Source organism: Corallococcus sp. AS-1-6 (genome assembly GCF_020037015.1).
Lineage (GTDB): Bacteria > Myxococcota > Myxococcia > Myxococcales > Myxococcaceae > Corallococcus.
Window position 1 is genome coordinate 166015 of record NZ_JAIQDE010000012.1, and the last position, 25928, is coordinate 191942.

Genomic DNA, 25928 nt, shown 5'->3' on the forward strand with positions numbered 1-25928 from the left:
TCAGGCGTACGTCCCGGCGTGCGCCTCCGCGCCCTCCGCCAGGGGCAGCGTGAAGAAGAACGTGCTGCCCACGCCGGGCGCGCTGTCCACGCCGACCTGACCGCCGTGGGCCTCCACCAGCCCCTTCACGATGGCGAGCCCCAGCCCCGCGCCCTCCTTGCGCTTCGGTCCGGCCTGCCAGAAGCGCTCGAAGATGCGCGGCCGGTCCTCCGCCGAGATGCCGGGGCCCGTGTCGCTCACCAGGAAGCGCACCTGGCCCGCCTCCGGCTGGACGCGCAGGAGCACCCGGCCGCCCTCGGGCGTGAACTTGAGCGCGTTGCCCAGCAGGTTGGAGAGGATCTGCGACAGCCGCTGCGGATCCGCCAGGACGCGGGGCACGCCCTCCGGCACGTGGGCCTGGAGGCTGAGCGACCTGGACTCCGCGAGCCCCCGGTGCTGCTCCAGGGCGTCCTGGATGAGCGGCGCCACCTCCAGCGGCGCGCGCTCCACCGTCAGGCTCCCGCCCTCCATCCGGGCCACGTCCAGCAGGTCCTGGATGAGCCGGTTCGCCCGCTGGACCGACTTCTGGAGGGTCTCCAGGCGCGGCCGGGCGCGGTCGCCTGGAGGCAGGTGCTTCTCCATCATCGTCGCGCTGAGCTGGATGACGTTGAGCGGGGCGCGCAGGTCGTGCGCCACGATGCGCAGGACCTCCTCGCGCATGCCGATGGCCTGCTCGGCCCGCTCGAAGAGGCCGGCGTTGTCGATGGCGAGCGCCGCGCGCCGGGCGAGCTCCTCCGCCTGGGCCTGCTCCCGGGCTCCGTAGCGGCGCCCTTCCCCGGACATCGCGAACAGGATGACGCCCAGGTTCCGCTCCCGGCTGCGCAGCGGCACGATGAGGGCCGAGCGCAGCGGCAGCGGCTCCCGGTGCCCGGCGTCCACCGCGGCCGCGTCGAACATCCCGGGCGGCACCTCCGCCAGCAGCAGGGTCCTCCCCGTGCGCTGCACGGAGGCGATGAGCGGGGCCGGCAAGAGGGACTCCGGCCCGTGCGCCGCGTCCAGCGCCCGCAGCCGCTCCGCCGTGCGCGCGTCCGAGGCCGCGTGCGCGGTCCGGTGGACGCGCCCGCTCGCGTCCAGGCAGGCCACCACGCACCAGTCCGCCAGCGCCGGCACGGCGAGCGACGCCACCGTGGCCAGCGTCGTGCGGGATGACAGCGACGCCGCGAGCCGCGGCCCCACGTCCGCGAGGAAGCGCCAGGCCTGCGCCAGGTCCTGGCGCTCCGTGATGTCCTGCATCTGCGAGATGAAGTGGAGCGGCATGCCCCGCGCGTCACGCACCACCGCGCTCCAGATGAGGATGGCGATGCGGCGGCCATCCTTGCGCACGTAGTGCTTCTCCCGCTGGAAGGAGGACAGCTCCCCCTGGCGCATCCGCTTGGCGTACTCCACGTCCATCGCCAGGTCCTCCGGCGCGGTGAGGTCCTGGAACGACCGGTGGAGCATCTCGTCCCGCGAGTAGCCCACCAGGTCGCAGAGCGCCGCGTTCACGTGGAGGAAGCGGCCATCCAGCCCCACCAGCGCCATGCCGACGGGCGCGCCCTCGAACGCGGTGCGGAAGCGCTCCTCGCTCAGGCGCAGCAGGTCCTCCGCCTTCCGCCGCGCGCTGATGTCCCGGAGGATGACGGTGAGCCACAGCGTGCCCTCCACGTCCAGCTTCATGATGCTGGCCTCCGCCGGGAAGGACTCTCCGCCGCGGCGCTGCCCGAGGATGGGCAGCCGCTCCCCCATGTGCCGGGACATCGCCGTGCCCTGCGCGAAGCGCCGCACGTGCTCCCGATGGACGGCCCGGAGGTTCTCCGGGAGGAGGATGTCCAGCGGCTGGCCCAGGACCTCCCGCGCGGAGTAGCCGAAGATGCGCTCCGCGCTCGCGTTGAACAGGACGATGCGCTGCTCCGCGTCGATGGAGATGATGGCGTCCGCGGCGTGGGTGACGATGCCCCCGAAGCGCGCCTCCGACAGCCGCAGCGACTGCTCCACCCCCCGCCGGCTCGCGTCCAGCCGGGAGAGGGCGTTCGCGTTCCAGAGGACCACGGCGAGGAAGGCCGCCATCGTCAGGAGCACGAAGAGCGTGATGCCCTCGGTGGTGCCGTAGAGCCCCAGCCGCTCCCCCAGGAGCCGGACGGCGCCCGCCGCGGGCACGACCAGCAGGACCGCGAGCAGCAGCCGCCGCGCCGAGTGGCCCCCGAAGTCCTCGCGCAGCAGCACGCCCGTCAGCCCGCGGTCCGGGTGGAGCGAGAGCAGCCCTCCCGACAGCAGCAGCAGGGCCAGCGACAGGAGGAGTCCCGGCGCCCTGGAGACCCCCGTCACGGTGTTCAGGGGGGGCAACCCGAACCAGTGCCCCTGGTACAGCCCTCCGACGAGGCCCCACACCGCGAGCAGCGCGGCGCACGTGGCCAGCCACCGCGCGGGGTACCCGCCCTGGCGCGTGCGCAGGTGCAACGTCCCGAGCGACAGCCCCGTGAACAGCAGGCCCAGCCCGCCGCCAGGGTTGCCCCGGGTGAGCTCCGCGACGCCCAGGACCACGACCCCGGCCGCCAGCACCCGCCCCACCGCGCGCCGCGCGCCACGCGCCTCCTGGGAGTGGAGCAGCCAGAGCGCGCCTCCCGCGAACATCAGGCCCCAGCCGTCCCAGGGAGGAGGACGGCCCGGGCCCGTGGAGGACGACAGGGCCTGGCCCCCCACCAGGAGCGCGCCCGCCAGGAGCGAGAACGCGCTCGCCACGGTGGCGACCTTCGCGAGCCCCCGCCAGAACAGGGGCGGGGTGACGGGAGGCGGACTCGTCATGAGGCCCCCGGGGCCGGCGTGCGCCGGCCGGTGCGCCACCGGTGGCCCCGGAGCAGGCCGCCCCGCGCGCGCGGCCCCGCGACGAGCAGGGGCACCAGCGGGGCGGCGACGGCGACGAGGACCCGGCCCCAGTCGCGAGCACCGGGCGGGTGCAGCCCCACGAGCGCGGCCAGCGCGGGCACCTGGATGAGCAGCACGGAGAGCCCCAGCGACAGGCCGCAGACCCACCGCGCGGTGCGGGTCCGCAGCCGGGTGAGCACGGCCGCGAAGGTGGCGCTCGCCAGCGTGAGCGTGGCCATCGCCACCGCCCGCGCGCGCTCGATGTCGTTGCCCTCCGACAGGCACCGCGCGAAGGCCCAGACGAGCCCGCACGCCAACAGCACGCCCACCGCCGTGAGCAGGGTCCACTCCCGCCAGGAGAAGAAGCGCGCCGCGGGCCTCGCGCGCAGCGGGGTGAGCCGCCCGGGCCGCGCGGCCGCCTGGAAGGCCAGCATCGCGGTGGGGTGGATGATGAGCTCCAGCCACACGATGTGGATGGGCAGGTACAGCAGCGGCTTGCCCCAGAGCGGCACCAGCGCCGCCGTGCCCACCAGCGGGATGTGGATGAGCAGCAGGTAGAGGAAGCAGCGCTGGAGGTTGGAGAAGAGCTGGCGGCCCTCCGCGATGGCGCGCACCAGCGTGCCGAAGTCGTCGTTGAGCAGCACGATGGAGGACGCCTCGCGGGCGCTGCGCGTCCCCCGCTCCCCCATGGCGATGCCCACGTCCGCGACCTGGAGCGCCGGCACGTCGTTCACCCCGTCCCCCGTGGCGGCCACCACCTCGCCCTGTCTCCGGAGCGCCTTCACCAGCGCGTACTTCTGGGCGGGCAGCGCGCGCGCCACCACGTCCACGGGGGGCACCCTCCCCGTGTCGTCCAGCCGCGCCACCAGGGCCTCTCCCGTGAGCACCACCGGGTGCTCGCCTCCCAGCCCCAGCCGCCTTGCGACCGCGAGCGCCGTCCGGGGGTGGTCGCCGGTCACCATCACCGTGCGCAGCCCCGCGTCGCGGCACTCCCGCACCGCCTCCTCCACGCCCGCGCGCACCGGGTCCTCGCACCCCACGAGCCCCACGAAGTCGAAGCCCCGGTCCGGCTCACCGCCATGCCAGTGCGCCGCGTCCAGCGTCCGGCTCGCGCACGCGATGACCTTGTGGCCCTCGCGCGCGAGCGCGTCCACGCGAAGCGCCCACTCCCGCCGGGCGTCCTCGGACAACGCGCACAGGTCCAGCACCCGCTCCGGCGCGCCCTTCACCGCGGCGAGCAGCGTCCCCGCGCCCTGCCGCACCACCGCCGTCTCGCGCTGGCGCTCCTCGGTGAAGGGGAAGGTGGCCTCGCGGGTGGGAGCGGGCAGCTCCGGCAGGTCCCGCGCGCCCGCCTCCAACAGCGCCACGTCCAGCGGATCCTTCCCCTCCTCCCGGGACGCCAGCACCGCGGTCCGCAGCAGCGCCTGGGGCGAGGTCCCGGGGGCAGGCAGCAGCCGGGCCACCCGCAGGAGCCCCTCCGTCAGCGTGCCCGTCTTGTCCGAGCACACGCAGCTCACGCGGCCGATGTTCTCCACGGAGATGGCCTGGCGCACCAGCGCCTGCCGCCGGGCCAGGCGGTACACCCCCGCGCCCAGGAAGAACGTGAGGGCCACCGGGAACTCCTCGGGCAGCGCCGCCACGCCGAGCGTCGCCGCGCTCAAGAGCGCGTCCAGCCACCCGAACCCCTGGCGCAGGCGGACGAGCGCCAGCACCACGCAGAGCGACGCGGCCACGCCCACCAGCACCGCCACCAGGTGCGCCACCGCGTGCTGGAGCGGCGTCCGCGCCCGCCCCTCCTGCCCCGCCGAGCGGATGATGCTCCCGTAGAGCGTCTCCTGACCGGTGGAGACGACGCGCACCCAGGCCGTCCCGGTGAGCAGCCGCGTGCCCGCGAGCCCCCAGTGCGTCGAGTCCACCGGCGGCTCCGAGCCGGGCGGGAGGCGCTCCAACGGCCGCTTGCGCACGGGCAGCGACTCGCCGGTGAGCGAGGACTCCTCGGCCTGCAGGCCCTGCCCCCGCACGACCAGCCCATCCGCGGGGAACGTGCCGCCTGCCTCCACGCGCACGAGGTCTCCGGGCACCACGTCCTCCGCCGGCACCTCCACCTCATGGCCGTCGCGAGACACCGTGGCGCGCTCGGCCAGGCGTCCGCGCAGGCCCTCGGTGGAGGCCTGGGTCCGGTGGTGCAGGTAGACGTCCATGCCCATCAGCGGCACGAGGGCCAGCAGCATCACCCCGCCATTCACCTGCTCGCCCAGGGCGAAGTAGAGGGCGCTCGTGCCCACGAGGAACCAGAGCATCGGGTCGCTCGCGGCCTCGCGCACGCTCTGGAGCGCGGAGCGGGGAGGCCGGCCCCGCACGTCGTTACGGCCGTAGCGCACGCGGCGCGCCAACACTTCATCCGCCCCCAGGCCACGCACGTCTTCCCAGCCCTGAGGCAGGCGATCGACTGGAACCAGGACTCGCATGACGCCCCCGGAAGAAGCTGGGGTCCTGAACGGGCGTCGGCAACGCGTCCGGTCCCCCGTGAGCCCCTTGGGACACGGGCGGCACGTCGCGCAGCCGCGGACGGGCCGTGCCGCCGGGAGGGACGCCTGGCCGCGGCCTCCTTGCGCCCGCGCTCCGGCCGCTCCACGCATCAGGGTGGACTCATGCGGGAGGGCACGGATGCGGATCCTCATCACCTCTGGAAGCAAGCTGGGCGGGACCCGGGAGATCGCCGGCCTGCTCGCCCGGGTCCTGCGGGACGAGGGCTTCGACGCGGAGACGACACCGCCGGAGGCCGTCGACTCCGTGCGCGCCTACGACGCCGTCATCGTCGGAGGCGGGCTCTACGCCAACCGCTGGCACCGGCAGGCCCGGCGCTTCGTGCACCGGCACCTCCACGAGCTGCGCGAGCGGCCCGTGTGGTTCTTCTCCAGCGGACCGCTCGACGACTCGGCGTCGCGGGAGCGCATCCCGCCCACGCACCAGGTCCAGGCGCTCATGGAGCAGGTGGGCGCGCGGGGCCACGCGACGTTTGGAGGAAGACTGGAGCGCGACGCCCGGGGCTTCATCGCCCGGTCCATGGCACGCGAGCACTCGGGGGACTGGCGGGACCCCGAGCGGATCGCCCGGTGGGCGCGGAGCGTGGCCGCGGAGCTGCGGGAGGCCGCGCGGCCGCTGGGCGGCTTCGAGTCCATGGGCGAGGAGTCACCGCGATGACGGCGGAGCCTCCTGACGTGCGCCGCGTCCGCTGCCTGCGCGTGGGCCTCCCTCGCTTGCGAGGTGACTAGCTTGGAGGGGCGACTGCAAGGAGAGGCCATGACCATCGCCTGCGCGACCAACTTCTCGGATGACGCCCGGCGCGCCTGTGACACGGCGGCGCTGCTCGCACGGCGGATGAAGGTCCCCCTCTGCATCGTGCACGTCCTGACCGGCAACCTGGTGCGGACCTTCGGGGACGCCATCTGCGAGACGGCCCGGTCCACGCTGCGCGACGAGTGCGACCGGCTGCGGGGCTCCGACCTCGAAGTCGACTCGGTGCTCCTCACGGGAGAGCCGGAAGAGGAGCTGCGCAAGCTGGTGGCGAAGCGCGGCTTCCAGTGGGTGGTGACCGGGACGCCGCGCGTGGACACGCCCTTCCGGGGCCTGGGGGGCACGCTCGACCGGATGGCCCAGGTGCTGGAGGTCCCCTTGCTGGTGGTCCGCGAGGGTGCGGGCCTGGAGGCCTGGGCGCGCGGCGAGCGCCCCCTGCGGGTCATGCTGGGCGTGGACCGCTCCAGGCCCTTCGAGGTCGCCCGCGAGTGGGTAAAGCAGCTCGCGAAGGTCGGGCCGCTGGAGGTCGTGGGGGGCCGCATCGTCTGGGTGGGGAGCGAGGCGGAGCGGCTGGGCCTGGTGCATCCGCACAGCTACAAGGACATGTCCCCGGAGCTGCGGGAGGCGCTGGAGCGCGAGTCGGACTCGCTGCTGGAGCCCCTGCGCGCCGCGGGCCTGCCGGTGCGCTCGCGGCTGGAGCCGGGGCTGGGCCGCATCGCGGACCACCTCATCGCCCTGGCCACGGAGGAGCAGGTGGACCTGCTGGTGGTGGGCACGCACCAGCGCAGGGCGCTCGCGAAGCTGTGGAGCGTGTCCCAGTCCGCGCGGAGGCTGGCGCCCATGTCGGTGGTCAGCGTGCCGGTGCCCGCGATGGAGCAGGCGCTGGAGCAGGAGCCGCCCCGGGTGCGCACGGTGCTCGCCACGACGGACTTCGGTGAGGCCGGCGACCGCGCCATCGCCTACGCCTTCGCCATCACGCCCCCGGGCGGCACGGTGCACCTGCTGCACGTGGAGCCCGAGGAGGCGACGCCCGAGGAGCTCCAGGCGGCGCGGCATCAACTGGCGCTGCGCGTCCCGGCCCCGGAGCACGACGGCAACCACAAGGTCGAGCTGTCGGTGCTGAAGGGTGACGACGTGGCGGCGGTCATCACCCAGGCGGCCGAGCGCCACTGCGCGGACCTGGTGTGCCTGGGCACCCACGGCCGCACGGGCGTGAGCCGGATGGTGCTGGGCTCGGTGGCGCAGCAGGTGATGGCCCGCAGTGACCGGCCCGCGGTGACGGTGCGCATGCCGCGCGCCTGAAAGACAGACGAGGTGAGACATGAAGGCAGCCGTGTTCCGAGGCCCCCAGAAGCTGGCCGTGGAGGAGGTGGAGCGGCCGAAGGCGGGGGTGGGCGAGGCCATCGTCCGGGTGACGCTCACCACCATCTGCGGCACCGACGTGCACATCCTGCGCGGCGAGTACCCGGTGAAGCCGGGCCTCACGGTGGGCCACGAGATGGTGGGCGTCATCGACGAGCTGGGCCCGGGCGTGACGGGCTACCAGGTGGGGCAGCGCGTGCTGGTGGGCGCCATCACGCCGTGCGGCCAGTGCCGGGGCTGCCTCTCCGGGCACGCGTCCCAGTGCGGCCACGGCGAGGGCCTGGAGGCCCTGGGCGGCTGGCGGCTGGGCAACACGATGAACGGCGTGCAGGCGGAGTACGCGCGCGTGCCCTTCGCGCAGGCGAACCTGGCGCCCATCCCGGACGAGCTGAAGGACGAGCAGGTGCTGCTCCTGGCGGACATCGCGTCCACGGGCTTCAGCGGCGCGGAGTCCGGCGGCGTGAAGATAGGGGACGCGGTGGTGGTGTTCGCGCAGGGGCCCATCGGCCTGTGCGCCACCGTGGGGGCGCGGCTCATGGGCGCGTCGCTGGTGATTGGCGTGGACGGGGACGACACGCGCCTGTCCATGGCGCGCAAGCTGGGCGCGGACGCGGTGATTGATATCCGCGGCCAGGACGTGGTGGCGGAGGTGAAGCGGCTGACCGGCGGCGGCGCGGACGTGGCCATCGAGGCGCTGGGCACGCAGCAGACCTTCGAGAGCGCGCTGCGCACGCTCAACCCCGGCGGCACGCTGTCCAGCCTGGGCATCTACTCCGGGAAGCTCCAGGTGCCCTACGACGCCTTCGCGGCGGGGCTGGGGGACCACCGCATCGTCACCACGCTCTGCCCGGGCGGCAAGGAGCGCATGCGGCGCCTGATGGAGGTGGTGCGCGCGAAGCGCGTGGACCTCACGCCGCTGCTCACGCACCGCTTCCAGCTCAAGGACATCCAGGACGCGTACGAGCTGTTCAGCCAGCGCAAGGACGGCGTGCTCAAGGTCGCCATCCGGCCTTGAGCACGCCGGCGGGTGCTACCGCGGCGCGAGCGTGCCGCTGAGCATCAGCCCGTTGACGCTCCCGGAGTTGGCCGCGCGGAGCTCGGCGAACCCTCCGGTGAAGTCCGTGGGCCGCAGGATGGCGTAGCCGTTCGCGTCCACGCCCGAGGCGAGCGGCGTGTTCAGCATGAGCTCGAAGCGGACACCCCGCTCCATGTTCTCCACGATGAGCGCGCTCACGTAGGTGGTGGGCGAGCCGTCGGAGCTGATGCTGAAGGTCAGCGTCCGGCCCTGGAGCGCGGAGACCACCTGCTGCTGGAAGGCCGCGCCGGTCGCGCCGCCGAACTGGACGGTGACGGGCGAGGTCTGGATGGTGGTGAGGTAGGAGCCGTAGTCCAGCGTCCGCGTCACCGTCGCCGACTCATAGCTGATGACGTAGGGGATCTGCCGCCCGCCCACATCCGCGAAGACGTCCGGAGGGCTCCCGGGCGGAGGCGGCGGACGGGAGTCGAAGTGGATGGTTCCGGAGATCCAACCCCCGGTGTCCACGCCAATGCCCACGTCGACGGTGCCATCGCCCGGCACCTTGAACAGGAAGCGCACCGGGCGCGTCTCGCCCTCGGTCAGGGTGAACGACATGGGGTTCGGAGACACCAGCGTGACCGGCACCGTGACGCCCGGCGCATCCGTGCGCTCCACGTGCCAGTCGCCATTCATCTGGAGGGTGTACGTCCCGGCCATGAGCGGCAGGAGCACCGTCTCCGCGGTCGTGTCCGTGATGGTCGCGTTCTGCGGCCCGGTGATGTCGAACGTCGCCCCCACCAGCCTGTAGGTCCGTCCGGCCGACGTCGACACCAGCGGCAGCTCCAGCAATCCCTCGCCGTCACGAACCACCGGCGTGGACGTTTCAGACACCTCACCACACGCGAGCGCCAGCAACGCGAGCGCGCCCACGAACCACTTCAGCATGTGCATGGACTTCCCCCTCGAAAAGGCGCCGACGATAGGATTTTGAACAACGCAAGGTCAAGACAGACAGACCCGCACTCACAATCACAGCCATTTCCAGCCGGCGCGTGCATCCTGTGGTTCATGAGCGACACCCCTGACCTCAAGACGGCGGACCTCTGTGACGCCCACGCGGGAACTCCACGCTTCCAGGTCGCGGAGCCGGGCTTCCTGGACTACGGCGGGCGCCGGAGCTTCTTTGGACCCATCAGCACCGTGCGCGCGCCGGAGGACAACTCCCTCGTGCGCAAGGCATTGGAGGAACCCGGCCTGGGCCGCGTGCTGGTGGTGGATGGCGGCGGCAGCCGCCGCTGCGCGCTCGTGGGTGACGTGCTCGCCGCCCTGGGGCAGAAGAACGGCTGGGCGGGCGTGGTCGTCCATGGCTGCATCCGCGACGCGGAGGAGGTGGGCCGCACCGACATCGGCGTGAAGGCGCTGGGCACCCACCCGCTCAAGAGCGGCAAGCGCAACGAGGGCCAGCGCGACGTGGAGGTGCGCTTCGCCGGCGTCACCTTCACCCCGGGCCATCACCTCTACGCGGACGCGGACGGCATCGTCACTTCGGAGAAGGCCCTGCGCTGACCTTCGCCCTCCCCGTCCCGGGCCACACGGAGCGCAGCGTCCCCGCGATGGTGCGCAGCGCTTCCGCCCGGGGATGCCCCGGGCGCCACGCCAGCGCGAGCGTCCGGCCCGGGCCCGGCGGCGCGAAGGGCCGCACCACCAGCTCCCCCCGCCGGTTCTCCATGGAAACGGCGAGCTGGGGCAGCAACGTGACGCTGCCCACCGCCATCACCATCTGCGCGAGCGTCGTCAGGCTGGTGGCGCGGTAGTCCACCTCGCGCGCCCCCACGCGCGTGCACAGGGCCAGGGTCTGGCTGCGGAAGCAGTGCCCGTCCTCCAGCAGCAACACGTCCTCTTCATCCAGGTCGCTCAGCCGCACCTGCTTCTTCTTCTCCAGCGGATGCCCCGGCGGCGCCGCCACGACGAAGGGGTCCTCCGCGATGACCGCGTGCTCCACCTGACGCCCCAGCTCCGCGTCCAGCGCCAGCAGCGCCGCGTCCAGCCGCCCCTCGTCCATGTCGCGCATCAGCAGCGCCGTCTTCTCCTCGCGCAGCCGCAACTGGAGCTTCGGGTAGCGCTTCACCAGCTCCGCGCCCCCGGGCGTGAGCATCACCCGGCGCGCGTCCCGCTCGAACACCTTCACGCCGAGCACCGACTCCAGTTGTTGAATCTGCCAACCAGCACTCGCAGACGGCCGGGCCCAACGGCCCGGTGCTGCTCCAGGACCACCACCTGCTGGAGAAGCTGGCCCGCTTCAACCGCGAGCGCATCCCGGAGCGCGTGGTGCACGCGGTGGGCTCCGGCGCCTACGGCACCTTCGAGGTGACCCGGGACCTCACCCGCTTCACCCGCATGAAGGTCTTCAGCGCGGTGGGCAAGAAGACGGAGGCGTTCCTGCGCTTCTCCACCGTGGCGGGCTCCAAGGGCGCGCCGGACACCGCCCGAGACCCGCGCGGCTTCGCGGTGCGCTTCTACACGGAGGACGGCAACTGGGACCTCGTGGGCAACAACACGCCGGTGTTCTTCCTGCGGGACGGCATCAAGTTCCCGGACTTCATCCACTCGCAGAAGTACGACCCGTACACGAACTGCCAGGAGCCGGACAACGTCTGGGATTTCTTCTCCCACTCGCCGGAGGCCACGCACCAGTTCACCTGGCTCTTCGGGGACCGGGGCATCCCCGCGACGCTGCGCCACATGGATGGCTTTGGCTCACACACCTTCCAGTGGGTGAACGCGAAGGGCGAGCGCTTCTGGGTGAAGTTCCATTTCAAGACGGACCAGGGCATCCGCACCCTCACCACGCAGGAGGCGGAGGTGATTGGCGGCAGGGACCCGCAGCACCACCAGCGCGACCTGTACCAGGCCATCGACCGGGGCGAGTTCCCCTCGTGGACGCTCAAGGTGCAGGTGATGCCGGAGGCGGAGGCCGCCCACTACCGCTTCAACCCGTTCGACCTGACCAAGGTGTGGCCCCACCAGGACTACCCGCTGATGGAGGTGGGCAGGCTCACCCTGGACCGCAACCCGGAGAACTTCTTCGCGGAGGTGGAGCAGGCGGCGTTGGATCCGTCGCACTTCGTGCCGGGCATCGGCCCGTCCCCGGACCGGATGCTCCAGGCGCGCCTCTTCGCGTACGGCGACGCGCACCGCTACCGGCTGGGCATCAACAGCACGCAACTGCCGGTGAACGCGCCCAGGGGCGTGAAGGGCGGCGCGCGCAACTACGGCCGTGACGGCGCCATGCGCTTCGACGGCAACGGCGGGCGTGGCCCCAACTACGAGCCCAACAGCTTCAACGGCCCCGCGCAGACGGACGAGGCCCTGGGCACCGGCTACGCGGTGAGCGGCATGACGGGCGCCTTCGTCCACGGCAAGCACGCCGAGGACGACGACTACGTCCAGGCTGGCGCGCTCTACCGGCTGATGGACGAGGCCGCGAAGGCGCGGCTGGTGGAGAACGTCTCCGGCAGCCTGGCCCAGGTGAGCCGCGACGACATCATCACCCGGGCCATCGCCCACTTCCGCGCCGCCGACGAGGACTACGGCTCGCGCATCGCCAGCGCCGTCCAGCAGAAGCGCCGCGCCCGCTAGGGAGGAACACCGACCATGAGCCCCACGAACGCCCCGAAGAACGCCGCTCCGCTCTCGGACGCCTACACCGCCGGCATGCGGGACATCGCGAGGGCCGCCTTCACGCTGGCCCGGGCGGGCGACGCCGGGAAGCTGCGGCAGATGCTCGACGCCGGAGTTCCCGTGGGGCTGCGCAACGAGCGGGGGGACTCCCTGCTGATGCTGGCCTGCTACCACGGCCACGTGGAGGCGAGCCGGCTGCTGTTGCAGCGCGGGGCGTCTCCGGAGCAGCCCAACGACGCCGGCCAGACACCGCTGGCCGGCGCGGCCTTCAAGGGCAACGAGGCCATCGCCACGGTGCTCCTGGACGCGGGCGCGAACGTGGACGGCGCGGGCCCGGATGGCCGCACGCCGCTGATGTTCGCGGCCATGTTCGACAAGCTGGAGCTCGTGGAGCTGCTCATCCAGCACGGCGCGGACGCGCGGCGGCGGGACGCGGACAGGCGCACCGCGGTGGACTACGCGCGGGCGCTTGGCGCGTGGCGGTCAGCCACCCGGCTGGAGCCTCAGCCCTGAGCCTCCCCTGTCACGGGGAGTAGCCGTCCGAGAGCGTGCGCATGAAGGCGACGATGGCCTGCTCCTCCTGGGGTGACAGGCCCAGGTTGCCCACCGTCCGCGTGTTGATGTTCAGCCCCACCTCCGGCAGGGGCCAGCAGTCCACGCCCGGCGTCCCGGAGGCGCTGGAGGTGCAGACCGGCAGCACGTCACGCGTGTTGTAGAAGTGGACGACGGACTCCAGACTCTTGAAGTAGCCGTTGTGGCCATAGGCCTTGGTGAAGCCAGGGTATGGGCGCTTGTCCACGTTGCGCAGGGTGGGGACCTTGACCTTGCCCAGGTTGGCGCGCGCGAAGGACGCATACTCCGGGCGCGTCTGGAGGAAGCCCCCCAGGCCGGTGTCGATCCAGAAGGGCCCGTCCGGGTTGAACTGGAGCTGCCAGTACCAGGGGTTGAGCAGGTTGCGCGGAACGCCCAGGTTCTCGAAGGTGTAGTCGGTGAAGAGCGGCGGCTCGCCATTCGGGCCGCGCTGGCTCGTGTGGCAGGTGTCGCAGTGGGCCTTGCCCTCGAACAGCTTCAGGCCCCACTGCTCCTGGGAGGACAGCCGCGCGCGGCCCGCGAGGACCGCGTCGTACTTCGAGGAGAAGGCGTTCACCTCGCGGGAGCCCTCGTACGCGGCGATGGACCTCGCGATGTTGTCATACGCGCGCGGCACGTCCGCGCAGATGCGGGCGCCCCAGACGGCCCGGAAGAGGTCGCCGTAGGGGCCACCGCAGACCTTGGCCACCACCGCGGCTTCGCTGGGGTTGTTCTGCTCCACGGGGTTCAGGAAGGGGCCCTGCGCCTGGTCCGCGGCGGGGTTGCCCAGCTCCTCGCCCGTGGCGCGGCCGTCCCAGAAGTTGCCGCCCACGAACCGGGCATGGCCTGGCGTCACGCGGTGGAGGATGGGGGCCTGCGTGGCATAGGCGGACGAGGGCGGCTTGCGATTGCCGAAGCGCCCCCGCACGGCGCCTTCATAGACAGAGCCGGTGAGGTTGATGATCAGGCTGGGGCCCGTCCAGCCCACCTCGGGGCCATGACAGACGGCGCAGGCCTGGCCCATGGGCTCGGAGAGCCGGCGGTCGAAGAAGAGCAGCTTGCCGAGCCGCTCCACCGGCTTCAGCCCACCGGGCCCCGACGAGGCCTCCTCGCGCAACGTGGCCTCGAAGATGGCCGAGGCCTGGAGGGACTCGGCCGTCTCCGGCGGCTTCGACTCGCCCGTGTCTCCGCTCGCGGGAGAGTTCAATGACAACATCCCCGGGGCCGGAGCGACTTCACACGCCAGCGACCCGCCCAGCGTCATCAGCAGGAACAACCTCCACCATGACCGTGACCCATGCATTTCCAGCACCTCGGAGCGGGAGTGGCGGCCAGGGTGCCGTCGCCACCGGACCCCGGCCATGGGCCGGAAGCGCGGGCGGCTGTCGGATTCCATGGATGGGATTGCCCTTGGGAGTTGAAAAGGCATAGGAACGCGACCATGAGCTCCACGAACGACCCGAAGAACCCTGCTCCGCCTTCGAATGCCGACGACGCCGCCGTGCTGGACTTCGTGCGGAGCGCCTTCGCGGTGGTCCGCACGGGGGACGCGCGGAAGCTGGCGGAGATGCTCGACGCAGGGCTCCCCGTGGGGGTCCGTAACGAGCGGGGTGATTCGCTCCTGATGCTGGCCAGCTACCACGGCCACGTGGAGGCGACCCGGCTGCTGCTGGAGCGCGGGGCGGACCCCGAGCAGCCCAACGACGCGGGCCAGACGCCGCTGGCCGGCGCGGCCTTCAAGGGCAACGAGGCCATCGCCACGGTGCTCCTGGAGGCGGGCGCGAACGTGGACGGCGCGGGCCCGGATGGCCGCACGCCGCTGATGTTCGCGGCCATGTTCGACAAGGTGGAGATGATGGAGCTGCTCATCCAGCACGGCGCGGACCACCGGGTCCGGGACGCGGACAGGCGCACCGCGCTGGACTACGCGCGGTCCATGGGCGCGGCGCGCGCGGCCGCCCGGCTGGACCCGAAGCCCTGACAAAGACACCCGGGGCTACGCGTTCGTGTGGCCCCAGGCGTCCTCGGACGGCCTGCCCCGGCCGTCCCCGCCCCGGGCCGCCTCCGCCTCCACCAGCGAGGTGACGGCCTCCACGATGTGCTCCGCGTCGATGCCCGCGGCGTTCAACAGCTCCGCGGGCTTGCCGGAGCCGGGCATCTTCGTCACCGCGAGCCGCACCACCGTGGGCAGCCGCTCGCGCTCGCCGGTGAAGGCCTCCAGCACCGCGTCCGCCAGCCCCCCTTCCGCCCAGTGGTCCTCCACCACCACGAGCCGCCCCTGCGTCTCGCGCGCGGCCTTGCGCAGCGTCTTCGCGTCCACCGGCTTCACCGAGTAGAGGTCGATGACGCGCACCGGGACGCCGTCCTCCTTCAGCGCCTCATACGCCTTGAGCGCCTCGTGCAGCGTGATGCCGGCGGCCACCACCGTCGCCACGTCCTGGCCGGACTGGCGCACCACCTTGCTGCCCCCAATGGGGAACTCCTCCGTCGCGGGGTAGAGCACCGGCGTCTTCTCACGCGTGCTGCGCAGGTAGGTGATGCCCTGACGCTCCAGCACCTGCGCCAGCAGCTTCGCGGTCTGGTTCGCGTCGCTCGGGTAGAGCACCGTGCTGCCGCCCACCGCGCGCATCATCGCCAGGTCCTCCAGCGCCATCTGCGACGGGCCGTCCTCGCCAATGGACACGCCCGCGTGGCTGCCGCACAGGTGCACCGTGGCGTTGGAGATGGCCGCCATGCGCACCTGATCATAGGCGCGTGACAGGAAGGCCGCGAAGGTGCTGACGAAGGCCCTCTTGCCCAGCACCGCCATGCCCACCGCGCTGGACACCATGTTCTGCTCCGCGATGAACATCTCGAAGTAGCGCTTCGGGTGCGCCTTCTGGAACTCGCTCGCGTACGTGGAGTTGGACACCTCCGCGTCCAGCGCCACCACGTCCGGCCGGGCGTTGCCCAGCGCCAGGAGCGCGTCGCCATAAGCCTTGCGCGTGGCCTCCTTCTGGCCGACCTCGTACGTGGGCAACCGCAACGGCGAGGCCTTGTCCTGGACGGTGGCCTTCAGCGCCTCCGGCGTCTTCACCTGGATGCGGACGTGGCGCTCCCCGCCCAGCTCGCGGATGGCGTCCTTCGCCTTGTCCTCCGGCAGCGGCTTGCCGTGCCAGCCGTCATGATTGGCGATGAGCGAGGAGCCGCGCCCCTTCTCCGTCCTGCAGATGAGGCAGGTGGGCTGACCCTTCTTCGCCTGGGCTTCGGCGAAGGCCCGGTCGATGGCGTCCAGGTCGTGGCCATCCAGCGTGACGGCGTTCCACCCGAAGGCGCGGACGCGGGCCGCGTAGGCCTCCAGGTTCCAGCCCAGCTCCGTCTCGCGGCTCTGCCCCAGGCGGTTCACGTCGATGATGCCGCACAGGTTGTCCAACCCGTAGTGGCCGGCCTTGTCGAACGCCTCCCACACGGAGCCCTCCGCCGTCTCGCTGTCGCCCATGAGCACGTAGGTGCGGAAGGGCAGCCCGTCCATCCTCGCGCTGAGCGCCATCCCCACGCCCACCGCCAGCCCCTGCCCGAGCGAGCCGGTGGCCACGTCCACGAGCGGCAGCACGTGCGGGTTCGGGTGGCCCTCCAGCCGGCTGCCGAACTTGCGCAGCGAGAGCAATTCCCTGTCGTCGATGGCGCCCGCCGCCTTGAAGGCGGAGTAGAGGACCGGGCAGGCGTGGCCCTTGGAGAGCACGAAGCGGTCGTTGTTGGGGGCCTTCGGCTGCTGGAAGTCGAAGCGCAGGTACTTCTGGAACAGCACGGCCATGATGTCCGCCGCGGACATGGACGAGCTGGGATGGCCCGAGCCCGCCGCCGTGGTGCAGCGGATGCTGTCGATGCGCAGTTGCGCCGCGAGGTCCGCCAAGGTGTCCGCCATCTCTTCCGCTCCCGGGTTTGGGGGGCCAGGGGTGTGCCCTGGCTAGTGTGTTGACTGCCCCCGCTTCCGAGAAGCGCTGCCCCCCGCTGGCCCTGTTCGCAGGCAGAATCCGCGAGTGCCTGCCCGCCCGGCCGGACGTGGGCGACAGGGCATGCGCATCTTGAAGAAACGCCATCCGGGCGCCTCGCGCCCCCGCCGGGAGAATCCATGAATCCGCTGCGACAGCTCGCCGAGTTCGGCCAATCCGTCTGGGTGGACAACCTCCAGCGCAGCTACATCACGAAGGGCACGCTGAAGAAGTTCATCGAAGAGGACGGGCTCAAGGGGCTCACCTCCAACCCGACCATCTTCCAGAAGGCCGTGTCGGGCAGCGACGACTACCAGGACCTCTTCGACGCGGCGAAGGGCCAGGGCCTCTCCGGCAACGACCTCTACGAGCAGCTCGCGGTGCGCGACGTGCAGGGCGCCGCGGACCTCCTCAAGCCCGTGTACGACGCGACGAAGGGCCAGGACGGCTACGCGTCGCTGGAGGTGTCTCCCCGGCTGGCGCTGGACACGCAGGGCACGCTGGAGGAGGCGCGCCGGCTGTGGAAGACGCTGGCGCGGCCCAACGTGATGATCAAGGTGCCGGGCACGCTGCCGGGCCTGCCGGCCTTCGAGCAGCTCACCGCCGAGGGCATCAACGTCAACGTGACGCTGCTCTTCAGCCAGGAGCGCTACAAGCAGATCGCCGAGGCCTACGTCTCCGGCCTGGAGAAGCTCGCCGCGTCCGGCGGGGACGTGAGCCGCGTGGCGAGCGTGGCGTCGTTCTTCGTCAGCCGCATCGACGCCATCGTGGACAAGGAGATGGAAAAGAAGCTCAAGGCGGGCGCCACGCCGGAGCAGCAGAAGGCGATGGAGGGGCTGAGCGGCAAGGTCGCCATCGCCAACGCGAAGCTCGCCTACCGCACCTTCAAGGAGGTCTTCGGGAGCGCGCGCTGGAAGGCGCTCGCGGCGAAGGGCGCGAAGGTGCAGCGCGTGCTCTGGGCGAGCACCAGCACCAAGAGCCCGAAGCTGCGCGACGTGCTCTACGTGGAGGAGCTCATCGGCCGCGACACGGTGAACACCATGCCGCCCGCCACCATCGACGCGTTCCGGGACCACGGCAAGGTGCGCCCCAGCCTGGAGGAGGACCTGCCGGCGGCCGAGGCGACGATGCGCCAGTTGGAGGCGGCCGGCATCTCCATGAAGACCGTCACCGACGAGCTGGCCACCGACGGCATCCGCCTGTTCTCCGAGTCCTTCGACCAGCTCCTCGCCGCGGTGGGCGACAAACTGAAGAAGACCTGAGGCCGGACGCCCACGTCCAAGGCGGCGGCGTCACCCGGTGGCGCTACCGACTTCCGTGTGGAGGAGGCTGCTGGAAGCGCGCGGGGACGGCGGCGGGCTCCAGGTCCGCCGGGTGCGTCTCCAGCCAGCGGGCCACCGTCGCGGCCTCGGGCTCGCGCGTGGCGCGGACGAAGCGCGCGCGGGCCGTCTCCGCCTCCTGCCTCGCGGGCTGCTTCTCTCCGGCCTCCCACAACGCCCTCGCGAGCGCGAAGCCTGACTCCGCGAGCGTCGCGTCCGGCATCGACGGGTACGCCACCGCCAGCCGCAGCGGCGCGATGGCGTCCTTCGCGCGGCCCAGGCCCAGCAGCGCCTGGCCCACGCCGTCCTGGCTGTACTGGAAGGTCTCGTCCCCCGGCGGCGCCACCTGCCGCTTCGTCGCGAGCGCCTCCTCGTAGACGCGCAGCGCCTCGTCATGGCGGCCCAGCGCCAGCAGGCACATGCCCACCTCGTCCAGCCCCTCCGCCACCGGCAACGTGCGCGCGCCCAGGAGCGCCTTGCGGATCTCCACGGCGGCGCGCGCGTGCGGCAGGGCCCGGGCCGGCTCCGCCGCCTCGCGAAGCGCCCAGGCGAGGGCGTCATGCCTCCGCGCGGTGTCCGGGTGCAACGGGCCCACGGCGGCCTCCGTCAGCGACAGCGCGCGCTCCATCAACGCCACGCCGCGCGCGGTGTCCTTCATCCGGATCGCCAGCCCTCCCTGGAGGAAGAGGATGCGCGCGCGCAGCGGGTGGCCTTCCGGCAACGCCGCCTCCGCCCGCGTCCGCGCCTCCTCGAACAGGGCCTTCGCACGGGGGAAGTCATTCCTCGCGACCGCGAGGTTGCCCTGGTTGACCCGCACCTCCGCCTCCAGCACGGCGTCGCCGCCCATGCGGCGCAGCGTCGCGTCCGCGAGCCCGCTCCAGACCTCCGCCGGCTCGAAGTGCCGCTGGCCCTCCTCCACGTAGAGCAGCCGGTTGAGGATGGTGACCTTCAGCCGGTCCGCCCTGCCGGCCTCCGCGTCGAAGGCCGCCTGCCGCAGCGCGGTCGCTGCCCCCTCGGAGTCCCCGAGCTGCTCTCGCATCCAGCCCTGCTGGAGCTGGAGCCGGGCCATCAGCGGCGCGTACCCGGTGGCGCGCACGGGCTCCACGAGCGGCTCCAGCCGCGCCCGGGCCTGGGGGAGGCGTCCGCCATCCACCAGCACCTTCACCTCCGACAGGAGTGACTCCAGGCGCTCCACCTCGGCGCGCTCCGCGGGCGACTCCGGCAGGCGCTGCTGCTCGCCCAGCTTCGCCACGTCCGCGCACTCGTCCAGCGCGGGGAGCGCGTTCACCAGCGACAGGGACTTCTCCACCAGGGCGGTGTCCGCGGAGGACAGCAGCGCCACCACCGCGCGCGCGTCCTCGCGCCGCCGCTCCAGGCACACCACGCGCTCCACGCGCAGGGCCTCCGGCTGGGTGCCCTCCACCAGCGTGGCCCTGCACGCGTCCGTGTGCTGCTGGCTCCAGCTTCGCGCGTACCCGTCCAGCACGGCCGCCACGCGCCCGGCCATGTCCGCGCCCAGCGGGCTGCCCGTGGCGGTGAAGGCACGCACCACCTGCTCCCGCTGCGCCGGCCCCCACACGCGGGCCATGAGCGCGTCCGCGCCCTCGCACACGCGCGACTGATGATGGAGCACGCCTCCGCCCAGGAGGAGTCCGCCCGCCAGCAGCGCCGCGCCGCTCCACGCGCGTCGCCGGGCCCTGCGCTTCGGCTCCTGCCCCAGCGCGTCCAGCAGCTCCGCGAGCGACGGGAAGCGCTCCGCCGGCCGCAGCGCCAGCCCGCGCATCACCGCCCGGCCCACCCACGCGGGCACCCGCGAGTCGCGCGGCGGCTCCAGGAGGCGGGGCGCGTCCGGGCCCTCCAGGTCGGCCGGCGTCCGCAGCGCCTGCATGCGCGCGACGTCGAAGGGGCGCTGGCCGTAGAGCGCGGCGTACAGCGCGGCGCAGAAGCTGAACTGGTCCGTGCTCGCGTCCGGGACCGCGCCCAGCACCTGCTCCGGGGACATGTAGTTCGGCGTGCCCATCACCGCGCCGGTGACGGTGATGGGCGCATCCAGCATGCGCCGCGACGCCGCCAGGTCGGCCACCTCCCGCGCGGCGAGGTCCGCGTCGTCGCCAGAGGGCAGCCCCACCTGGCGCGCGAGCCCGAAGTCCGTCACGCAGACGCGGCCCCGGCGGTCCCTCAGCACGTTGGCGGGCTTGAAGTCGCGGTGCACCAGCCCCACCGCGTGCGCGGCCACCAGCCCCCGGCCCGCGCCCAGGTACGCCTCCAGCACCTCGCGCCACGAGCGGGGGGCCTCCTTCAGCCACTGCCCCAGCGTGCCTCCCTCCAGCAGCTCCATCGCCAGGAAGACCTGGGCGCCCCAGATGCCCACGTCGAACACCGGGATGACGTTCGGATGCGAGATGCGCGCCATCGCCTGCGCCTCGCGCAGCAGCCGCGCCCGTCCCTGCTCTGGATCCGCGTGCCCATCCGGGCGCAGCAGCTTCAGCGCGACCTTCCGGTCCAGGTCCGGGTCATAGGCCGCGTACACCACGCCCATGCCTCCCGCGCCCAACGGCCGCAGGAGCAGGTAGCGCCCCACCTGGATGGGCGAGGACGCGCTGGCCCGGGGTTGCCGGTCCGAATCGCTCGTCGCGGACACGGGCTCCGCCGACTTCCGCGGCAGCAGGCGCGTCGCCTCGCCCTCGGGGTTGCGCGCGGGGAGCGTGTCGTCGCGCTCATGTCCGGCCGGGGTCTTCATGGTGGGGACATCCTAGAGGCGCTGGCGCGGCCATCACCATGCCCCCACAACCGGGCTATCCTCCCCTTCGATAATAGGGGGCCGTGGTCTCTTCCCCCGAGCACAAGGGCTGATCATGAACGTCACCCGTCCCCAGTACCACCCTGTCTCCCTGCCCACCGAGCAACCAGCCGCGCCGCAAGGCAACGCGCAGGTCCAGGGCCAACGCGCGCCGGAGCCGGTGCACGAGGCGCGTCAGTCCACCCACCTGCCGCAGGACCGCTTCGAGGAGTCCCCCGAGGTCGCGGGGCAATGGGCCGCGCAGGCCGCGCAGGCCGGGCAGCCCCAGGGCGCGCGGCCCCTGGAGCTGTCCCAGATGGAGCAGGTGCCCTCGCTCACGGACGCGAAGTCCCCGGACGCGAAGGGCTGGGCCCAGCCGACGCCGGTCCTCCGGCAGACGGACGACATCAATTGCGGTGCGACGGCCGCCGCGATGCTGGTGCGCGCCAGCGGCGGGGGGCAGGGGCAGACGGACGCCCAGCTCGTGCAGTCGCTGCAAGCAGGCTACTCCGACAGCAAGGGCACGACGCCCAAGCAGATGAGCGACATGCTCGCGGGCCAGGGCTTCGAGGTGACGCGCGGCGCCTCCAACTTCGACCGCGACGCGCTGAACGCCGCGCTCGACTCGGGCAAGAAGGCGCTGGCCCTGGTGGACTCCAACCTCATCCAGCCCGGCGCCTCCGGCACCACGCCCGCGGGCAGCGCGCACTGGGTGGAGATCGACGGCAAGGATGCCCAGGGCCAGTACCGCATCCACGATCCGGCCACCGGCTCCAGCCATGACGTGAGCCTCCAGCACCTCACCCAGGCGATGAACTCCGGCTGGGATTCGTTCCAGGGCGGCGGGATGCTCATCGTCAATCCCAAGGGCGGTGACACGTCCACCCTCGCCGCGTCGAACGTGAACCACGCCACCCCGCTGGGGGACTCCTCCGGCATCGGCTCCAAGAACAACTCGTTCGGCTCGCGCGAGTCCGGCTCGTAGCGCCCCGGCGTGGGGACGCGAAGAGGCCCCGCGTGCATCGCACGCGGGGCCCCGTCCTCCACGCCCGACCGTCTCCTCAGATGTTCGGGATGTCGGAGGCGAAGCGCTGGTTGCTGGTCAGCGCGGACGGGTTGGCCTGGATGGACTCCAGGAAGAGGCGCGCGTTGTTGGAGATGCTGCGCTCGAAGGCGAACGCGTCATCGGCCTTCACGTTCGGGTTGTTGCTGATGCGCTGCTCGGGGTGCTCGAAGTTGGTGCGGCCGCCGCGCACGTGGTGCAGGTAGTTGTTGGCCCCCATCGCGCGCATCGCGTCCAGCGCGTTGGTCACGTTGAGCTTGATGGCCTCCGGGGTCTCCTTGTTGAGGTCCTGGAGGTTGGCTGGCAGGTGCTTGCCGTAGTTCTTGAGCAGGTCCTCGTTCAGGTTGAAGGGGCCGTAGTTCGTCGAGTCGCCCTTCTTGGCGTAGTCCGTGCCGCCCTCCTGCATCGCCTGCGCGACGAGCACCGCGGCCTCCTCGGGCGTGGCGCCCGCCTGGGTGGCGGTGTCCCAGATCTCCTTCTTCCAGAAGCCCAGCGACTTGTTGTTGTACAGCTTGTCCTCCGAGTACGAGACCGCCGGGTAGTCCCTGGACGCGTCATGCGAGCTCTTCGAGACGAGCGTGCTCGCGCTCACCGGGTCGGAGCCCGCGCCCGCGGGCCGCGCCGAGGGCGTGGTGGACTGCACCGCCTGCGTGCCCGTCGCGGGCTGGGCCTGGAAGCTGTCCGTGTGGAAGAGCTTGTTGCGCAGGGCCGCCGCGGCGCTGTCCTGGGCCGCCTGCGACGGCTGCGAAGGCTCGGTCTGCTGGAGCCGGGACGTGAAGAGCGAGGACGGGTTGGAGCGGGAGGAGATGGAGGAGATCATGGGTTGCTCGGGGTCGTTGTGGCCGTCAGTGGCCGGTGCTCATCCCCAAAGCAGGAGCGATGCCAACGCCCCGGTCCCCCTGTCGCGCCGGGCTCCCCGAGGGAGCGCCCCCCGGAGCGGGCTCGCGGGTGGGTGACTCGAGTCACCCGGTGGCGGTCCCAGGGGGTGACTGCAGTCACCCAGCGTCGTCTTCGTCCGCCCCGGGCTTGCCGTCGCTGAGCTCCAGGCCGTGCTTGCGCATCAGCTTGCGCAGGTACACCCGGTCGATGCCGGCCTCCCGGGCCGCGCGGTTGAAGCGGCCCTCGCAGCGCTTGAGGAGGCTCTTGAGGTAGTCGCGCTCGAAACCCTCGACGAGCTGCTCCTTGGCTTCCTTGAAGGGCCGGGCCAGGTCCAGCGCGCCCGCGCGGGAGGTGGCGCGGCCGGGGACGCCCGGGTCGATGTCCGGCAGCGACTCCTCCCCCAGGTTCACCACGCGGTCCACCACGTTGCGCAGCTCGCGCACGTTGCCCGGCCAGGGATACTGGGCGAGCAGGGCGCGCGTCTGGTCCGACAGCGTGCTGGGCGGCTTGCCCAGGCGCTCCAGCACGGCGTCGATGAGCAGCGGGATGTCCTCCGGACGCTCGCGCAGCGGCGGCAGCACGACGCGCAGCACGGCCAGCCGGTGGAAGAGGTCCCGGCGGAACTTCTCCGCCTTCACCGCGGCCTCCAGGTCCACGTGGGTGGCGGCCACCACGCGCACGTCCAGCGCGCGGTAGTCGTTGCCTCCCACCCGCTTCACCTGCCGGCGCTCCAGCACGCGCAGCAGGCGCGGCTGCAACTCCAGGGGCAGCTCCCCCACCTCGTCCAGGAAGACGGTGCCCCCATGGGCGCGCTCGAAGGCACCCGCCCGGTCCGCCTGCGCCCCGGTGAAGGCGCCCTTCACGTGGCCGAACAGCTCGGACTCGATGAGCGACGGCGCGATGCCCGCGAGGTCCACCACCACGAAGGGCTTCTTCGCGCGCGGGCTCTCCTGGTGCAGCCCTTCGGCGCACAGCTCCTTGCCGGTGCCCGTCTCGCCCTGGATGAGCACGTCCGAGTCGCCCGGGGCCATGCGCTCCAGGAAGGTGAACACCTCACGCATCCGGCGGCTCTGGCCCACCAGCGCGCCGAAGCGGTCGCGCGGCGACAGCAGCAGCGAGCGCTCACGCGTGTCCTCGGGCATCACCTTGAGCTGCGTCTCCCCCAGGCGGAGGATGGCGCCGGGCTGGACCTCCAACTGGCTGAAGCGCAGGCCCTGACAGAAGGAGCCGTTGTAGGAGCCCAGGTCCGTGGCGACGACGCGGTCCTCCCGCACCTCCAGCCGCAGGTGGTGGCGGGACACGGTGCCGTCCTCGAGCACGATGTCGCAGTCCGCGCTCTTGCCCAGCCGGTACTCCCCCACCGGCAGCGGGTGGCTCCGGCCGGCCGAGGGCCCCGACAGGACCCACAGCTTCAACCGGACCTTTCCCCCGGGCTTCTCGGGAAGGGTCCGGGTCCTGTCGGAAGACGGCGTCACCCGCCCCTCCGGCCTGTCATCCCGTGTCGACACCGCGCCGACGCTAGCACGCAGGCGGAGGGCGGGACGCCCCGGGGGGCGGAGGCCGCACCGTGCCTACCGGTAGGTGTCCAGGTAGGCGCGGTGGCTGCTGGAGAACTCGTGGTTCGTGAAGGCGTCCCAGTTGATGGACCAGGTCATCAGCCCCTTGAAGCCCGGGTAGCCGCCGGCCTGGCGCAGCACGTAGGTGCCTCCGAAGGACTGGCCCTTCATCAGGTAGTCCAGCGCCTTCTGCACGTTGGCGGGCGTGGTGTAGCCGCCGCCCGCGGCCTGCGGCGAGGACGGCAGGCCGATGACGACCTGCTCCGGCCGGAGCGCGGGGAAGACGGCGCTCGCGTTGCCGCCCACGGGGAAGCCCTGGAGCAGCATCTCCGCCATGGCCACGTGGAAGTCCGGCGTGGACTGCGCGTAGGCGCGGCCGTCCAGGGCCATCACCGTGCCGGTGTTGTAGTGCTGCACGTGCAGGTACGTCAGCCGGTCGCGCAGCGCGTGGATGACGGGGAGGTAGGCGCCCCACGGGCCGCCATACGCCGCGTAGCCGCCCTGCACGTAGGCGGTCTCCGGCGCCATGGTGAGCAGGAAGCCCGCGCCGTTGTCGTTGAGCAACTGGCGCGTGCCGGCGATGAGGTTCTGGATGCGCGGCGTGGTGGGGTTGCGGAAGTCGGTGTCCCCGCCGTTGAGTGACAGCGACGCGCCCTCCAGGTCCAGGTCCAGGCCGTCAAAGCCATACGTGTTGATGAGCCCCTGCATGCTGGTGACGAAGGCCTGCCGCGCCGCCGCGTCGTCCAGGTGGATGGTGCCGTTGGCGCCGCCCAGGGAGATGAGCACCTTGCGGCCCTGCGCCTTCAGCGTGGCGATGTCCGCCTTGAACTCGGCCACGGTGGCGTTGTACGGCGTGAAGCCCATGGTGCCCGACGGCGCGCCCACCACCGGCTCCGCGAAGGCCACCTGGATGACATTGAACATGGACGACACGTCGCGCAGCCGGATGTTGGTGGAGCCGTTGTCGAAGTTGTGCCAGTAGCCGACCAGCACCTTGCTGCCCGCCGGAGCCGTGTTGCCCGTCGTCACGGCGACGCTGTTGCTCGCGACGGAGCGGTTGCCGGCCGCGTCGCGCGCCTTCGCGGTGAACGTATAGGTCGTGTTGGCGGCGAGCCCCGTCACGGTGGCGCTGGGGGTGGTGCTGGTGGCCGCCGCGCTGGTGCCGCCGTTGACGAAGATTTCGTAGCCGGTGACGCCCACGTTGTCGCTGGACGCGTTGAACGCCAGGGACACGCTGGAGGCCGTCACGCCCGTGGAGCGCAGGGAGCCGGGCGCGGTGGGGGCCTGCGTGTCCGAGGGAGGCGTGCCGGTGCGCTCCAGCCACAGGGCGAGCACGTTGGGCGGCTCCCAGCCCACCAGGGACGTGTGGGCCTGCCGGCAGTCATATCCCTTGCCGCCATAGGACGCGATGTCGCCCACGGCGTACGCGACGCCCGGGGCCCAGGCGCCCCGGTCCGCCGCCAGGGCCAGGGTGGGCAATAGCAACAGGAGCGCGGCGAGCGCCGCGCGGGACGACGAACGAGGGGGATGCATGGGGGAAAAGCCTCCCGGAA

General features: G+C 72.3%; 19 protein-coding genes. 9 read left to right on the top strand and 10 right to left on the bottom strand.

Features of this window, described 5'->3' with window-relative positions; all coding sequences use genetic code 11:
- Positions 1–2820, bottom strand: a complete 2820-nt coding sequence (locus K8612_RS18670; RefSeq protein ID WP_223763256.1) for a PAS domain S-box protein — start codon at positions 2818–2820, stop codon at positions 1–3.
- The gene (locus tag K8612_RS18675; protein ID WP_223763257.1) at positions 2817–5300 is read right to left on the bottom strand and encodes a cation-transporting P-type ATPase; all 2484 of its coding nucleotides are present in this window, start codon (positions 5298–5300) and stop codon (positions 2817–2819) included. The genes K8612_RS18670 and K8612_RS18675 overlap by 4 nt, the downstream gene beginning before the upstream one ends.
- A 247-nt stretch (positions 5301–5547) precedes the next feature.
- Between K8612_RS18675 and K8612_RS18680 the strand changes: the two genes are divergently transcribed.
- From K8612_RS18680 to K8612_RS18690, 3 genes are all read left to right on the top strand, one after another.
- Complete coding sequence (locus tag K8612_RS18680; RefSeq protein WP_223763258.1) at positions 5548–6084, top strand: flavodoxin domain-containing protein; 537 nt, start codon at positions 5548–5550, stop codon at positions 6082–6084.
- A 99-nt stretch (positions 6085–6183) separates the two neighbouring features.
- Positions 6184–7479, top strand: coding sequence for a universal stress protein (locus K8612_RS18685; protein ID WP_223763259.1), 1296 nt, complete (start codon positions 6184–6186; stop codon positions 7477–7479).
- A gap of 19 nt (positions 7480–7498) precedes the next feature.
- On the top strand, positions 7499–8554 hold the full coding sequence (locus K8612_RS18690; RefSeq protein WP_223763260.1) for a zinc-binding dehydrogenase: 1056 nt from the start codon (positions 7499–7501) through the stop codon (positions 8552–8554).
- Positions 8555–8569: 15 nt separating this feature from the next.
- On the opposite strand, the gene K8612_RS18695 is transcribed toward K8612_RS18690, so the two are convergent.
- Complete coding sequence (locus tag K8612_RS18695; protein WP_223763261.1) at positions 8570–9508, bottom strand: hypothetical protein; 939 nt, start codon at positions 9506–9508, stop codon at positions 8570–8572.
- A 117-nt stretch (positions 9509–9625) separates the two neighbouring features.
- On the opposite strand from K8612_RS18695, the gene rraA reads away from it, so the two are divergent.
- Complete coding sequence (gene rraA, locus K8612_RS18700; RefSeq protein ID WP_223738997.1) at positions 9626–10123, top strand: ribonuclease E activity regulator RraA; 498 nt, start codon at positions 9626–9628, stop codon at positions 10121–10123.
- On the opposite strand, the gene K8612_RS18705 is transcribed toward rraA, so the two are convergent.
- The gene (locus K8612_RS18705; RefSeq protein WP_223763262.1) at positions 10098–10745 is read right to left on the bottom strand and encodes a LysR substrate-binding domain-containing protein; all 648 of its coding nucleotides are present in this window, start codon (positions 10743–10745) and stop codon (positions 10098–10100) included. The genes rraA and K8612_RS18705 overlap by 26 nt on opposite strands.
- 68 nt (positions 10746–10813) lie before the next feature.
- Between K8612_RS18705 and K8612_RS18710 the strand changes: the two genes are divergently transcribed.
- Together K8612_RS18710 and K8612_RS18715 are read left to right on the top strand one after the other, a co-directional pair.
- A complete protein-coding gene (locus K8612_RS18710; protein WP_373692117.1) occupies positions 10814–12196 on the top strand; it encodes a catalase in 1383 nt (460 codons plus the stop codon).
- Between the two features lie 15 nt (positions 12197–12211).
- On the top strand, positions 12212–12751 hold the full coding sequence (locus K8612_RS18715; protein ID WP_223763263.1) for an ankyrin repeat domain-containing protein: 540 nt from the start codon (positions 12212–12214) through the stop codon (positions 12749–12751).
- A gap of 10 nt (positions 12752–12761) precedes the next feature.
- Here K8612_RS18715 and K8612_RS18720 read toward each other — a convergent pair whose 3' ends face one another.
- Positions 12762–14072 (bottom strand): cytochrome-c peroxidase, encoded by a 1311-nt coding sequence (locus tag K8612_RS18720; protein WP_223763264.1) that lies wholly within the window; start codon positions 14070–14072, stop codon positions 12762–12764.
- A gap of 177 nt (positions 14073–14249) precedes the next feature.
- Between K8612_RS18720 and K8612_RS18725 the strand changes: the two genes are divergently transcribed.
- Positions 14250–14789, top strand: coding sequence for an ankyrin repeat domain-containing protein (locus K8612_RS18725; protein ID WP_223763265.1), 540 nt, complete (start codon positions 14250–14252; stop codon positions 14787–14789).
- A gap of 15 nt (positions 14790–14804) precedes the next feature.
- Here the strand turns inward: K8612_RS18725 and K8612_RS18730 are convergent, their stop codons facing one another.
- Entirely contained in the window at positions 14805–16712 is a 1908-nt protein-coding gene (locus K8612_RS18730) for a transketolase (protein WP_223763266.1), read from the bottom strand.
- Between the two features lie 207 nt (positions 16713–16919).
- Between K8612_RS18730 and tal the strand changes: the two genes are divergently transcribed.
- Entirely contained in the window at positions 16920–18041 is a 1122-nt protein-coding gene (tal, locus tag K8612_RS18735) for a transaldolase (protein WP_223763267.1), read from the top strand.
- 43 nt (positions 18042–18084) lie between these two features.
- On the opposite strand, the gene K8612_RS39260 is transcribed toward tal, so the two are convergent.
- Positions 18085–20838, bottom strand: a complete 2754-nt coding sequence (locus K8612_RS39260) for a tetratricopeptide repeat protein (protein WP_306799671.1) — start codon at positions 20836–20838, stop codon at positions 18085–18087.
- Between the two features lie 115 nt (positions 20839–20953).
- On the opposite strand from K8612_RS39260, the gene K8612_RS18750 reads away from it, so the two are divergent.
- Positions 20954–21862, top strand: coding sequence for a papain-like cysteine protease family protein (locus K8612_RS18750; RefSeq protein WP_223763268.1), 909 nt, complete (start codon positions 20954–20956; stop codon positions 21860–21862).
- A gap of 76 nt (positions 21863–21938) precedes the next feature.
- Here the strand turns inward: K8612_RS18750 and K8612_RS18755 are convergent, their stop codons facing one another.
- The 3 genes from K8612_RS18755 to K8612_RS18765 form a co-directional block, all read right to left on the bottom strand.
- Positions 21939–22760: a hypothetical protein gene (locus tag K8612_RS18755; RefSeq protein WP_223738990.1), complete on the bottom strand. Its 822-nt coding sequence runs from the start codon at positions 22758–22760 to the stop codon at positions 21939–21941.
- A gap of 175 nt (positions 22761–22935) precedes the next feature.
- On the bottom strand, positions 22936–24234 hold the full coding sequence (locus K8612_RS18760) for a sigma 54-interacting transcriptional regulator (protein ID WP_255671855.1): 1299 nt from the start codon (positions 24232–24234) through the stop codon (positions 22936–22938).
- A gap of 156 nt (positions 24235–24390) precedes the next feature.
- Positions 24391–25908: a chitinase gene (locus K8612_RS18765; RefSeq protein WP_223763270.1), complete on the bottom strand. Its 1518-nt coding sequence runs from the start codon at positions 25906–25908 to the stop codon at positions 24391–24393.
- Positions 25909–25928 lie beyond the last annotated feature (20 nt).

Bases quoted from the DNA above. Each gene is read 5' to 3' on its own strand.
- K8612_RS18725 (WP_223763265.1), top strand. From the start codon at position 14,250: ATGAGCTCCACGAACGACCCGAAGAACCCTGCTCCGCCTTCGAATGCC.
- K8612_RS39260 (WP_306799671.1), bottom strand. From the start codon at position 20,838: ATGAAGACCCCGGCCGGACATGAGCGCGACGACACGCTCCCCGCGCGC.
- tal (WP_223763267.1), top strand. From the start codon at position 16,920: ATGAATCCGCTGCGACAGCTCGCCGAGTTCGGCCAATCCGTCTGGGTG.
- K8612_RS18715 (WP_223763263.1), top strand. From the start codon at position 12,212: ATGAGCCCCACGAACGCCCCGAAGAACGCCGCTCCGCTCTCGGACGCC.
- K8612_RS18685 (WP_223763259.1), top strand. From the start codon at position 6,184: ATGACCATCGCCTGCGCGACCAACTTCTCGGATGACGCCCGGCGCGCC.
- K8612_RS18750 (WP_223763268.1), top strand. From the start codon at position 20,954: ATGAACGTCACCCGTCCCCAGTACCACCCTGTCTCCCTGCCCACCGAG.
- K8612_RS18690 (WP_223763260.1), top strand. From the start codon at position 7,499: ATGAAGGCAGCCGTGTTCCGAGGCCCCCAGAAGCTGGCCGTGGAGGAG.
- K8612_RS18720 (WP_223763264.1), bottom strand. From the start codon at position 14,072: ATGACGCTGGGCGGGTCGCTGGCGTGTGAAGTCGCTCCGGCCCCGGGG.
- K8612_RS18755 (WP_223738990.1), bottom strand. From the start codon at position 22,760: ATGATCTCCTCCATCTCCTCCCGCTCCAACCCGTCCTCGCTCTTCACG.
- rraA (WP_223738997.1), top strand. From the start codon at position 9,626: ATGAGCGACACCCCTGACCTCAAGACGGCGGACCTCTGTGACGCCCAC.
- K8612_RS18695 (WP_223763261.1), bottom strand. From the start codon at position 9,508: ATGCACATGCTGAAGTGGTTCGTGGGCGCGCTCGCGTTGCTGGCGCTC.
- K8612_RS18680 (WP_223763258.1), top strand. From the start codon at position 5,548: ATGCGGATCCTCATCACCTCTGGAAGCAAGCTGGGCGGGACCCGGGAG.
- K8612_RS18670 (WP_223763256.1), bottom strand. From the start codon at position 2,820: ATGACGAGTCCGCCTCCCGTCACCCCGCCCCTGTTCTGGCGGGGGCTC.
- K8612_RS18730 (WP_223763266.1), bottom strand. From the start codon at position 16,712: ATGGCGGACACCTTGGCGGACCTCGCGGCGCAACTGCGCATCGACAGC.
- K8612_RS18765 (WP_223763270.1), bottom strand. From the start codon at position 25,908: ATGCATCCCCCTCGTTCGTCGTCCCGCGCGGCGCTCGCCGCGCTCCTG.